General features: G+C 36.4%; 6 protein-coding genes. All 6 read right to left on the reverse strand.

The annotated features are described in order from the left end of the window. Positions 1–18: 18 nt before the first annotated feature. Positions 19–1,479: an Ig-like domain-containing protein gene (locus Q0828_RS13710; protein ID WP_298421932.1), complete on the reverse strand. Its 1,461-nt coding sequence runs from the start codon at positions 1,477–1,479 to the stop codon at positions 19–21. Between the two features lie 12 nt (positions 1,480–1,491). Beyond that, positions 1,492–4,677 carry a glycoside hydrolase family 2 TIM barrel-domain containing protein gene (locus Q0828_RS13715; protein WP_298421935.1) on the reverse strand — a complete coding sequence of 1,062 codons (3,186 nt, stop codon included), beginning with the start codon at positions 4,675–4,677 and terminating at the stop codon, positions 1,492–1,494. A gap of 591 nt (positions 4,678–5,268) precedes the next feature. Then, positions 5,269–6,900 carry a glycoside hydrolase family 16 protein gene (locus Q0828_RS13720; protein ID WP_298421938.1) on the reverse strand — a complete coding sequence of 544 codons (1,632 nt, stop codon included), beginning with the start codon at positions 6,898–6,900 and terminating at the stop codon, positions 5,269–5,271. A gap of 13 nt (positions 6,901–6,913) precedes the next feature. Beyond that, positions 6,914–9,004 carry a PKD domain-containing protein gene (locus tag Q0828_RS13725; RefSeq protein WP_298421941.1) on the reverse strand — a complete coding sequence of 697 codons (2,091 nt, stop codon included), beginning with the start codon at positions 9,002–9,004 and terminating at the stop codon, positions 6,914–6,916. Between the two features lie 33 nt (positions 9,005–9,037). After that, on the reverse strand, positions 9,038–10,504 hold the full coding sequence (locus tag Q0828_RS13730; protein ID WP_298421944.1) for a RagB/SusD family nutrient uptake outer membrane protein: 1,467 nt from the start codon (positions 10,502–10,504) through the stop codon (positions 9,038–9,040). An 11-nt stretch (positions 10,505–10,515) separates the two neighbouring features. Beyond that, positions 10,516–13,731 carry a TonB-dependent receptor gene (locus Q0828_RS13735; protein WP_298421947.1) on the reverse strand — a complete coding sequence of 1,072 codons (3,216 nt, stop codon included), beginning with the start codon at positions 13,729–13,731 and terminating at the stop codon, positions 10,516–10,518. Between the last annotated feature and the right edge of the window lie 145 nt (positions 13,732–13,876).

Consider the following 13,876-nt stretch of genomic DNA (forward strand, 5'->3'; position numbering starts at 1 on the left):
TTAAAATTTTATGAATTCTTAATAGAAATATATGTTATCGACTAAAAATGATGCTCCGTTAGAAGAAACAAAAACAATGTAACCGATATTACCTAAATTAGGAGAACCTGCTCCACCGCCACCAGTTGGTAGTGTGAAAGAACTTAAAGGGACATCGATACTAACCCATTCTCCTTGCATTAATTGACTACTGATATTAAATCCACCAGCAGATCCATCTCCGAAACCATTATCAGTATCGTCTGGACCAAAATCTATTAATTCCATAACTAACGCCGAACCTGCTGCACTTGTTAACTGTACATCTAAATGTACCATAGTTTCACCAGTAACATTTACGGTTCCATCCCATCCAATTCCTATAAAATCTATTCCTTCATAGTTAACGTGATCGTTACCACCAAAACCTTGTATTGAAATATTTTGAGTATTTGAACCAGCAAAAACTCCTGGGTTAAATCCACTAACTCCCGTATAAAAATCACTATAAATTGAAATGACATCGGCTTGTGGCAGTGTTGGATCTGTAGCGTTAACAAATGAACCCGCTGAGGTTATCTCTAAAGCCCCGTTAGCTTCTTCACTTCCTATGTTTCCTGTAATTGTAGCTACTCCAGCTGCGATAACACTTACGTCTCCAGTAGAAGTTACTGTAGCAACATTAGTGTCAGATGAAGAAAATTCGAAATAAGCTCTCGCTGCGTTAACCGATACATTTTGACCGTTTCCTAAGTTGAATGTAGCACCTAATCCATCTATTGTTTGTGTATATCCTGTAAAAATATCAATACTTTCATCTTGACCTTCAAGAATATATGGGTATAGCAAGTCTATTGTCCCTAGCCTTTCAAATCTTAATTCATCTATCCAAAATGTATATCCAAGATTGTCATCAAAAGAACTTGCTACAGCAAAATCATCATTTCCTAAGACATCGAAAGATCCAGCTGAAAACAAGAACATTCCTCTTTCCTGAACTAATTTAGAAGGATCAGGAATTGGAATAATGTACTTTTTCCAACCACTTGATAATTGTATTGTTGTTGATACTGGGTATGTATCTGTTGTGAAATCGGTACCAAAACCAACTTCTATACGTGACGTAAGCGAACCTTTTGCCCAAAAAGTTAAGGCATCATAGTTAGAAAGGTCTCTACCTGCTCCGCGATCTCTAAAAATCCCTCCAATAAAAGTACCATCTGGATCATTTGGAGTAGGTACATCAACTCGTATTGACGATGTCCCTTCATAAGCTTCATCTTCGTCAGTACCAAATCCATTTGGATTGGCTCCTACCGCTGGATCGAATGATTCAAAAAATTGATCTGTAAGTCCTACAGGTGCATCTGTGAATATATCAGGCGTATTTGGAAATGTTGCTTCTATAGCATCATCCGATATATCTCTTTCACAACTTACGGTCATAGCAATAGCCAAACCTGCAAGTAGTGTATTTTTAAAATATGTTAATCCTTTCATCTTTATAGCTTATTATTTTCCGATATTGATATGTATGTATGTTCTTATTTCCCATTCTGTACCATTGTCAAATCCTACTGGACTTACTACTGGTTCCATAGAAAATTCATTAGCTGTAGCATTTGGAGCGTATCTAGGGGAATACTGATCTAATGCACGCCAAGTTCCACGAATTCCTATTCTTGTGTCTGGTAAAACAAACCAATCGGGTCTGCTTATTGATGTTGAAACATCTAACATTAATTGTGTTGGGTACGTTAAGTTGAAATCTCTGTGGTAATCAAATGGTCCCCAATCGTTAATTTTTATGTGTGATACAACTTTTATTTTGTTGTAAATCATTCTGATATCTCCTCCAAATCGTTTGATCAATCGTGAATCATCACCATTTGCTTGTGCGTTTCCATAGTAGAAATTACCAATGATTCCTAAATTATTAGAGACTTTAGAAACCATACGTGAGTTGATTTCCCATAAGTCTTCTGCAGCCACTGTATTCGGAAATGCAAAGAAGGTACGATTGGCATTGAATCCAATGTGTGCATCTTGTTGTGTTGGTAAGTGACGGAATACAAATCCTAGGTTTGCTGCAAATTTTGCATCTTCAGATCTGTCGTTATTCCACTCATACATCCATGTTCCTGGTGTTGGATCATATGTAAGAAGTATTTCTCCTGCAGTCATTTCTCGGTTTCCACCTCGTACAGCAAATGGATCATCAATTACATTACGTAATCTTCCAGGTGCAGGAACATCTGTTGGCATTGCATCTACTAATGGTTTTTGCCACATGAAGTTTGGTGCAATTTGGAAATCTCCAACTGAATAAGTGAAACCTGATAAGAAATTTGTCATGTTTCCGCTTCCAGAATCTCTTAATCTCCATCCTGTGAAAGTTTGTGTTTGATCAGCTCCTCCATTGGCAACTAATCCCATTACAGAACCTTGCGCATACATGTTAAATCGTCCACCTTCGTATGTAATTTTTGCTTTTGCTCCCCAGTTATCAGTCGATTTTATTTTATCTTCTACAACGGTATAGTTTCCTGAAGAACCTCTTACATCTTGATATACACTTCCATTTAATGGGTTTCCTCCCCAAATACCTCCGACGGCTAATCCAAATTTACCGAAATCGCGTTCAACAGCTATGGTTGCTCTTTCCATTGGCCATGCTGGAATAACACCACTTCGTACTTGATTGGCATCTAATACTCGGCGTCCAGTTTCATCAAATGTAAGATCTGTGTTAAGGTCTCTATGATAGATACCTGTTATATCCCATCCTTTGAAGTTTTTAGAATATTTTAATAACATTGTTGGATTTGCTCCCCACCAAAGTTGTGGTCCAAATGCAGCTTTTAATCCTTTGAAAGCTCTTTTTCCATCTACTTCTATCCCTAAAATTTCACCTCCATAGATGTCTAAGTTAGGTCCGTAGTTTGCTTCAGGATATAATCCGAACATATCACCTTCATATCCCCAGTGATAGTGTCCTGTACGATAAAAACCTCTTAAGTCAAAGTCTTTTGCATTCCACTCAAATTCTGCATTATATACACGAACTCTGTTGAAATCTGCAATTTCGACATCGATATCATTTCCACCATCAACTCCTACAATCGTAACAGGTCTTCCTGCATTTTCATAGAAAATTTCATCAATTGGGTTTTCTGCGACATTTCCTAAGATATTGAAGTTAACGTTTGCTCTCATGTTTGACGAAGGATTTCCTTCGATTCCGACATAATAAGATTGCATATGATCAAACCCAAGTTGATTTGGATATGCATTTTCGTTAGGGTTTTCAGTATCAGGAGTTGTTAATAGACTTCCACCAGTATTGAATGTTGTGAATTCAGCTCTTAATTGACTGATACGTATTTTTTGATTGCTTCCACCGCCCATAGCAGCTTTGTCACCTCTTGCTCTTAATACAGCATCCATTATTTGAATATTATCAAAATGATTTGACAAGAAATCAAGTGACATACCTTCTGCATACGGATCTATTTGATGTGCTTCTTTTAAAGAGTAGTATGCTGCACGAGGATATAATGTGTACAAACCTCTAGTGTTTGTTGGTCCTTTGGCACAGATACCAAACCACTCTTCATTCATATTATTATCTGTTGATTTCTCTTGGTCTCTAGGATATCCACCATTTGGCCAAACAGCAACATTGTCGTGTATATCTAAATTTTCAGTTTGCTTGTATTTCCACCAACCATCTGAAAATTGGAATGTAAAACCTCCTAATGAATTTCCTGTTTTTCCTAAACCAGCTGCGTTTGCATATATTTCTTTCCAGTTTCCTGTCATGTAATATGCTTGTGAGTATTGATCTTCTTTATTATCTCTTGCATTGAAAGCATCTGCACCAAATTCTGCAAATAGAATTGGCATGTTTAAATCATCTTTTACTTTCTGAAATGCATCTCCAAATGAAATTCCTCGGTACATGTTAGTACCATATATATCAATGTCTTTACATTCTTCCTTTACTAAATCTATGTATAATAAATCTCCATTACAGATGGCAACTGGATGTGATGTATCTAATTTTTTGATTTCTAAGGTTGCGTCATTGAAAGCTTTGTATAGTGCGCGTGCCGATTTTATTTTGTTTGAATCAACTCCTTCTATTGGAATTGCTTCCGTTTCTGCTCCAGTCCATGATAGGTGATAGTTGTTTTCATTTCCTATCATGTATAATAATAATCCTGGCGTATCTTTATATGCATTAGCCATATCAATAGCTTCTTGCATTAAAATTTTTCTTGTTGCTGGATCTGCATAGTCTGTTTGTGGAGTCCAAGCGCCGTTTATGGTAAGTCCATAAGCTCCAAAGGTAATATTTAACATTGTGTAAATACCGTAGTTTTCATATATGTATTTAACCCATTTAGGTTTTAAACCATATGTACGAATAGCATTTACGCCCATGTTTTTTAGTAGCAACATTTCAGCATCTAATGCTGCCATAATTACTTCGTCAGATCTATTCCAGATTCCAGGATCAGTAATTGTAGAACCAATAGGTACATAATCCCAGTTCATACCATTGATCATAAAATCTTTTCCGTTAACTACCAATTTCATTCCTTGACTGTTTTTCTCAACAGTAACATTGTCTGCTTGAGAAAACATAGATGTTGTTAAAAAAATCAGTGCTAATGTTAGAAAGGTTTTTTTCATCTGTTTGTTTTTAATTTATTAATTAGGTCAGATGGAATTCGCAAATAATCAACTTAGTTGTACGCAACTAAAAATTATAGCTCATTACATTTTGATTAGTTTTTTTAAATCACTTAAGCGTAAACTCTATGTGATTTGTTTTTTATTAAAACTATATATTATTATTACGAAATCTTTAAAAACAACCACAACAAAAAACATACATCGCAATAAAAACAATCTATAATTGCATTATACTCAATTAAAACCCCCTGATTTTAAAGGATTCTTAACAAGATTATTTTTTCAATATTTTTTCAACACAACTACTGTTTTTCAAGTATTTAGAATGATGTTGTGGTAATGTTGTAATCATTGTATCGTCTGTTGTATGTGTTTAATGATCTAAATTTGAACTTTATCGCGTATTTGAGATATTTTTCACATATTTTACGCAATCGATGTCGTTGTTTAAAAACCTATTTTTGGAATGAAAACGATGCATTACCGATACCAATTTAAATAAAAAAACTTGCCATCATTTGTATTTCATCGACATGAAAGAAATACAAAGTTGCTGACAAGTTTTAATAGCTTATCAAAATAAATTACTTATTGATATACTCTAACATAGTCAATTTCCATTGTGTCTTGTGTAAATGCAGGATCAATGTCTCCACCAAGTGTTCCTCCCATTGCAACATTTAGAATAAGAAAGAAATCATTGTTGAAAGGTAAGGTTGCATCATTTGTTACCGTATGAAATACAAAGTCATCTACTAAGAATATGATCTCTGTAGCTGTCCATTCTACAGTATAATTATGAAATTCTGTTGTTGATGTTGGTAAAGAAGTTGTTGCCCCATCTCCTGCTCCCGGTGAAACACCTGGATGATGCACTGTTCCTAATACCGTATTTTTATCTTGTCCTTTTTGTTCCATGATATCAATTTCTCCACATACTGGCCATCCGACTGTATCAAAATTTGCTCCTAACATCCATATAGCTGGCCATGTACCCTGCGAAGCTGGTAATTTGGCGCGTACTTCTACTCTACCATAGGTAAATTCGTAAAGGTTTTCAGATTTTAATCTTGAAGAAGTATAGTTACCACTCCCATCTTTTATTGCTGTAATTTTTAGCATTCCATCTTCAATGGTAACATTTTCAGACGCATTAGTATATTCTTGTAATTCACCATTTCCCCAGCCACCATCACCAAGATCGTATGTCCAGTTGGCAGCATCTGGAGCTCCGTCTGTATTGAAATCGTCTTCCCAAACTAAGTTGTTATACTGTGTTTGAAAATTGCTTCCTGATGATGGTTCAGCTGATGTAATAATAAACCACCAATCAAATTCTCCATTTCCATCCGTAGTTCTTAGTATTAATTCATTTGGTACAGAACGATCAAATATTTCATAAGTATGAGCTCCACCAGTGTAATATCCGATGAATCCATCTCCCGTAAGGGTAATTGTTTCTACACCGCCTGGCGCAATTAATGCCCATGTTTCACTGAAGTCATTGAATGGTAAGTTTTCAACATCGGCACCGTTTATAGTTCCGCCAGATCCACCTAATTCATTGATTAATCCGTCACGACCAAATACAGTTCCTGATGTATCCATTGTAGGATCATCATTTGTATTGTCTGTTACAAACGTAAATGTACCATCTGAGTTGAAGACATATCTATCATCATACATTCCTACAGTTGCTTTTTCATCTGGTCCTGCACCGTACCATTCTGTTGGAACAGTTCCGCCTACTGGTCCTAAACCAAAATGCCCTTGTTGTTCAGATTTGATTCTCCATGATCTTGAACCATTTCCTACTAATTTATCTATTAATTCTGCTGGTGGTGCATAAGTTGCTAATACTTCAACTGTTATCGTAGTTGATGTAGCATTTCCTCCAGTTCCGTATGCTATTACAGTAACTGTATATGAGTTTACACCTAAGTTTGAGAATATGAATGAAGCTTCTCCTACAGAATTTGTTTGTTCATTTCCTTCATATACAAATCGATATGAAATTGTATCATCTGCGGAAGCGTTAAAGCTTACAACTCCGCTACCATCTCCATTAGGATTATTTGCATCTTGTCCAACAATAGTTGCTGTAACTTGCAAATTGGTTGGTGTTAGCAAATCGCCCACAGTTGCTTCATCATCCTGACAACTAACTGTTAGTAACAGAATCCCCAAAAGTGATGTGAGTATGTATTTAAAATTTTTCATCTGTTTGTATGTATTAATTTCTTGTTAGTTTAAACGTCCAAAATACGCCTGAACCTGCTTCTATTTCTACTGTAATATTGTTATCATCAATAAAGGTTACTCCGTATGTTATTGAGCCTGGTGCATCTGCTGAATTTGAAAGTTCCCCTGCATTGTTCGCTTTCGGAATTCCTAAGTACGACCCTACTCCATTTAGTGTTACGGTTCCTGCTGTATCGTCATAGATAAATGTTCCTGGAGTTCCGTTGTGTGGTGCTATTGGCGCTCCACAAGCATCTCCACTACCACTTTGCCAACCCTCAATCCAAGTATCAGTTCCTAATACATTTGTAAATGATCCGTCGTTATTGAATACATATTCATCATCATAAAAACATCCTCTTTCTGCAACCTGTGCATCACTTATAGAGAACCATTCTCCTGATCCTGCTGTTGGACCAACCGCTAATGATCCAGCTTCTGGAGTTATGCTCCATGAACCTGCCAATGGTGAAACTGGCGCACTGTCTCGTACGAGTTTGAATGTCCAAAACACGCCTGAACCTGCTTCTACTCCTACAGTTATTGTATCGTTATCAATAAAAGTAACGGTATAGGTAATTGACGAAGGTACTGGTACTCCTGGTAATTCACCTGCATTGTTTGCTTTTGGTAAAGCTATATATGCACCTGCTCCATTTATGGTTACAGTTCCTGCAGATTCATCATGTATAAATGTTGCTGATGCTGATCCGTCGTGTGGTGCAATTGCTGCTCCACAAGCGTCTCCGCTTCCACTTTGCCACCCTTCAATCCAAGTGTCTGCTCCTAATATATTGCTAAACGAACCATTGGCATCAAATACATAGGTATCGTCATAATAACATGCTCTTTCTGCAACTTGTGCATCACTGATAGAGAACCATTGTCCTGAACCCGGTGATGGTCCTACTGCTAATGATCCAGCTTCTGGTGCTACTTTCCATGTTCCTACTAATGGACTTGGTCCTGTAGCTTCTCTATAGAAATAGATATTATCAATAAATACAGTACCAGCTGCCCAAGGTGTTCCCACAAATTTTAGTTGAAAGATTTCATTTACTGATAATCCTTGATCTGTATATTCTGAGATTGGAATTTCAATACTAGTCCATGAATCTGCTGTTAACGGACGTGTTACTGGTGCTTCTGTTGCTCCACTTGGTCCGTTTATTAATGATGTTTCAAGATCTGTGACTACATCAGCTGTCCAAACATCTACATGTAAGAACTCCATATTTGAAACATCTACAGATGTTCCATCTGCCAAAGCAATTCCTTGATAGCTTATGTTTACGTATTGTAACATTTCGTCTCCGCCTAAATCAAACATTGCCCAGCTACTTCCTTGACTTCCTTGTCCCCAATCTGGGAAATAATTCGTGTTAGCTACATCATCATAGGCTGCACTGAATATAGAGATTACATCCGCAGGGTTTCTTACTGGCGGCGTTGGTGCAGCTGCTAATGGCTGTACAATTGCCGTTACCTCAAATTCTTCCGTATATGTTGTTGTGGCAATTGCGCCACCCATAGCTTCTACAGTAATTGTGTAGGTTCCAGGATTTGTATAGATATAAGAGATTGTTTCTCCTATGTTTCCTGAAACTGTTTCACTTCCGTCTCCAAAGTTAATTACATTTGTCATCGCAAAATCTGCTGTTGCCGTAATATTTACTTGTTTAGAAATTCCTGGATCATTTTCTATAGTTACCACTAAGTTTTGTGGTGCTTGAAACGATACTACAATTTCTTGTGTAAGCGAAGTTGTAGCACCATTCAATCCTTTTGCTGTTAGTACAGCTTGATATGTGCCTTCTAGATATGTATGTTCTACATAGTTTCCTGGCATCACGTCTGCTACTCCTTCAGAACCATCTCCATAATCGATATCAAATGTTGTAACTCCTTCTCCAAGCGGTGTTATTTTCACCAAACCTGTATTGTCTTGCGTTATATTTACTAATGCCGATAAATTTGCAGGTGCTTTCGCTGTTTCTACAAAATCGGTATTGTCGTCTTCTCCACAACTGTATATCAACAGTGCAACGAGACATAAACTGAATACATATTTTATTATTTTCATCTTGTATTGTGTGTTATTTTCTTTTTCTAACAATTAATATCCTGCATTTTGTTCCCAACGATTCCCTGCCAATTCAATTTCGATTCTTGGAATTGGAAATAATTCGTTTTTCCCTGTTGTAAACCCAGGAATTGAGCTTGTTTGCCCTGTTCTAACTTGATCAAAGAAACGATGTCCTTCTCCTGCTAATTCACGTCTTCTTTCTGCTAATACGTTTTCTAAGGTTGCAGTTATTCTGTTGTTTGTGTCTCCAAATGCTCTGTCACGAATGGCATCTAAGAATGTTTGCGGATTTGCAATTGCTGTTGGTGCACGCAAGTTTGCTTCTGCTGCCATTAGTAATACATCTGCATAACGTATTGCTCTGTAATTGTTACTACGATTAATGTTTGCATCTGGCAATACATTGTCATCTGCATATGGAATGTATTTTAGGTTGAAAAAACCTGTGTGTTCAGAACCTTCCGTAAAGGTTACATCTGGACGTGCTGCTACAAATGCATTCATGTCTAAAACCGTTGCCGCTAAACGTGTGTCTGCTGCTTGATATAAGTCAACTACATCTTGTACAGGAATGTTAAAACTAAATCCTGATCCGTATGGGCTAAAGTTTCCGCCTTGAAAACGTGGTCCCATGAATCCGACAGCTACATTTCCTTCTACACATTGAAAGCAACCAAAACTTGCACCATCCTGTGAACCAGAATATTGTATTTCAAATACTGATTCTTGATTGTTTTCATTACTGTTTAAGAAAATTGTGCTAAAGTTTTGAACTAATTGATATTGTCCTGAATTAATTACTTCATTAAATGCTTGTGCTGCTTCTGTAAATTTATCTTGGTATAAGTATATCTTACCTAGTAATGCCCACGCTGCGCCTTTGGTAGCTCTTCCGCTTTGTGCTTGTTGCCAAGGTAATAATGGAATCGCATTGATCAAGTCCATTTCTATTTGTGCATATATAGCTGCTGCTGGCGTTTTATCAATTGATTGTGATTCTTCAATTGTGATTCTTCCGTCTGTATACATTGGCACATCTCCAAAAAATTTCACTAATTCAAAATAATAGTATGATCTTAGGAATAGGTTTTCTGCAAGTAGTTCTTCTTTTCCATCAAAATTGATTTTATCTTGAAATTCTACAATGTAATTTGCTCTACTTATTCCTGCATACATCCATTGAAATATGTTTCGCAACGCACCATTATCTGGCGTATGTGTCATGTCATCAATTTGTTGCCAATCTAATACATCCGTTGGATTTTCTCCTCCACATAAACTATTATCAGAGGCAATTTCACCTAAAATATTGTTTAAGTATGTAGTTGATAGTAAATCATATACTCCTACCAATGCATCTTGATAGTCTTGTTCACTATTGAAAAAGTTTTCTGAGTTTTCCTGACCTTCTGGCAGTACTTCTAAGTATTCATCACAAGATTGGATACCCATAATTATGATGAACGCTATTGCTATTTTTGTTATCTTATTATACATATGCTATCTTTTTAAAATGATACGTTTATTCCTGTTGTAAATGTTCTTGCTAGTGGATATTGTCCTAAATCAACTCCTGCACCTAATGGGCTTGCATTGGACACATCTGGGTTGAACCCTTGGTATTTTGTAAATGTGTGTACATTGTTTACCGCTACATATAATCTGAATCTGTCCAAGTGAATTTTTTCTAGTACTGATTTTGGCAAAGAGTATCCTACTTGAATGTTTTGAATTCGTAAATACGATCCGTCTTCTACAAAGAAATCTGAGAATAAGAAGTTATTTGCTGCATTTGTTGATGCTCTCGGAACTGAATTTGATGTTCCTGGTCCTGTCCAACGATCTAAGTATAATGTGGGCTTGTTACTGTAGGTTAGAAAACGCTCATAACTTCTAGCAATATCGTTTCCGATAGAAGCATATAACGTTGTTCCAAAATCAAATTGCTTATAATTCATGTTTAAATTGAATCCCATGGTAACATCTGGAATTGGGTTACCTATCACAGCTTGATCATCACTACTACCAAATTCTACAACTCCATCACCATCAACATCAACATAACGAATATCTCCTGGTTGTGCATCTGGCTGTGTAGCATGTGCGTCTATTTCTGCTTGATTCTGGAAGATTCCATCTGTTTGTAATCCGAAGAATACTCCAATTGGCAATCCTGTTTGGAATCTTGATGTTGTTTGGTTTAAACCAAATAATCCACCTGGTATAAAACCTGCCGCATTGTTTACTTGTAATGCTTTATTATTGATACTTGTTAAGTTGTATCCAACACTTATATTAAAATCATCTGAAAAATCGTAGCTGTAATTAATTGTTAAGTCAATACCTTTATTTTCAATCGTTCCTGCATTAATTACTGGTGGCGAACTTCCTCCTGCTGTAGATCCTAAAATACCAGATACTTCAGGTACGAGTAGTAAGTCTTTTGTACGTTTATTATAATAATCAACTGTTACATCTAGTTTACTATCAAATAAACTTACATCTACACCAATATTTACTTGTCTGTTGGTTTCCCACTTTAAGTTTGGATTGGCAAGTGCGCCAATAGCATTTCCAATAGATAGATTATCATCAAAAGGATAGGTCGCTTCTGCGCCTCCACCTTGTAAAAATCCTAACCATCGGTAACGACCAATTTTGTCATTACCAGTGATTCCCCAACTTGCTCTTAATTTTAAGCTTGTAATTGCTTCTGATTTGAAAAAGTCTTCTTTGGATAAAACCCAACCTCCTGAAACTGATGGGAAGTATCCAAATCGATCATTCGGTCCAAAACGTGTAGAAGCATCTCTACGCACCAATGCTGATAATAAGTATTTGCCTTGATAGTCATATTGAATTCTTCCAAATAGTGAATACCATCTGTCTTCATTTCTACCTGTATTTCCAGTTCTGCTGTTTACACTTCTAGTTACACTTTGATTATCTACTAACGGATCACCATTGGCATTAAATTGTAGGTTTCCGTTTTCATCACGTACAAATTGAATGTTTTCATCATAAATCGTTGATTGTGTATTACTTAAAAACGCATTACTCCAAGTATCGGGTCCATTTACTAAAAATCCAGAGGCAAATATTCCGTCGTATTGCTCACTTCGCATCGAAGCTCCTAATAATCCTGCAAAATTGTGGTCTCCAAATGATCTTTTGTAATCTAAGAACGTTTCCCAAGTGTAATCGAAGAAGTTTTCTGTGTTTTCAACTACTGTACTGTATAAATCTCTTTGATCGTTATCATTTGTATCTACTACAAATTGATTGTTCTCAACTGCTACGTTATTCACTACTTTTCCAGGTCCGTAGTATTGTAAAGGAAAGTATGCACGGCCAACTACATCTGCATAGTTAAAGTTGAATCGGGTAGTTATTTTCATATCTTCAATGATATCATACGCCAATTCAATTTTTCCTGTAAAACGATTTACTTTCGTTTCATTAAATGTATTGTTGATTAATGCAAAAGGGTTGATAATTTCAATTCCTTGTTCTTGTCCAATGTATGAAAAACCTCTTGAAGGTCCTCCGTCTGTTCCGTCAAATATTGGTGTTAACGGCGAAGCATTTGCTGCATAGTACAATGCAGAGCCACGTCCACTTTCTGGAATTACTTTACGCTTGATATTTGTATAGAGTAAGAATGTACTCAGTTTGAATTTATCTGTAAGATCGACACTTAAATTGTTTTTTAATGTCCATCTATTAAAGTTTGATTTGTCACTTGCAATGATACCTTCTTGTCCAAAATAACTTCCACTGAATCCGTACGTTACTTTTTCAGAACCTCCTGTAGCACTTAAACTGTGACTGAATATAGGTGCTGAACCAAATAATTCATCTTGCCAATCGGTTCCTGTACCTAATCCTTGTAGGTTTGGAAATGGCAATGCGTTTCCGTCTGCAATTTCAGCTTCGTTTACATATACTGCATATTCTGAAGCATTCATTAGGTTTAATGTATTGGAAGCTTCTTGAATAGAATAGAATGAGTTATACGAAAACTTTGTATTTGTATCTTTCTTTCCTGTTTTGGTTGTAATTAAGATCACACCGTTTGCTGCTTGCACTCCATAGATTGCCGAACTTGCATCTTTTATAATGTCTAGTGTTTCAATATCATTTGGATCAACTACACTTAAGTCGGTTCCGATATTTACACCATCTACTATTACCAATGGACTGTTGTCTCCGTTTGTAGTAATACCTCGAATACGAATGTTGAGTCCTGAACCTGGTGAACCAGAATTCGCATTTACCTGAACTCCCGCAGCAGTTCCTTGCAATGCTTCTTCAATTCGGGCAGGATTTGCCTCTACAATTTTTTCAGCTGCAATACTTGTATATGCACCTGTAACTAATTCTTTTCGTTGTGAACCATATCCGATGACAACAACAGATTCTAACGATTCTGCATCTTCTGTCATGATAATGGTTAATTCTTTATTGGAAGTTACTACAATTTCTTGTGCTGCAAATCCAATAGAAGTAAACACAAGTGTACTTCCTGAAGGCACATCTTTCAAAGTAAAGAGTCCATCAAAGTCGGTGGCAGTTCCTTTATTTGTGTTTTTAATTAAGACATTTACGCTCGGAAGCGGCATGTTGGTTCCTTCTTCCAACACTTTTCCTTTTATCTCAAGGTTTTGCCCATACGTCCAAATCGAGGACAGCATCAGCGAAAGCATGATTAAATATCGGTTCATATAGTTGATTTTTTAGTGATAACAATTTATTTACAATTGTTAACGATTCCTTAAAAAACACCTATACAAAAAGCATACATCGCAAAAAAACACCTTATTTATTAGCAGATTAACAATATAAACCCAACTATACTACAGCATCATC

Origin of the sequence: uncultured Kordia sp. (genome assembly GCF_947496985.1) — a bacterium.
In the GTDB taxonomy this organism is placed as follows: domain Bacteria; phylum Bacteroidota; class Bacteroidia; order Flavobacteriales; family Flavobacteriaceae; genus Kordia.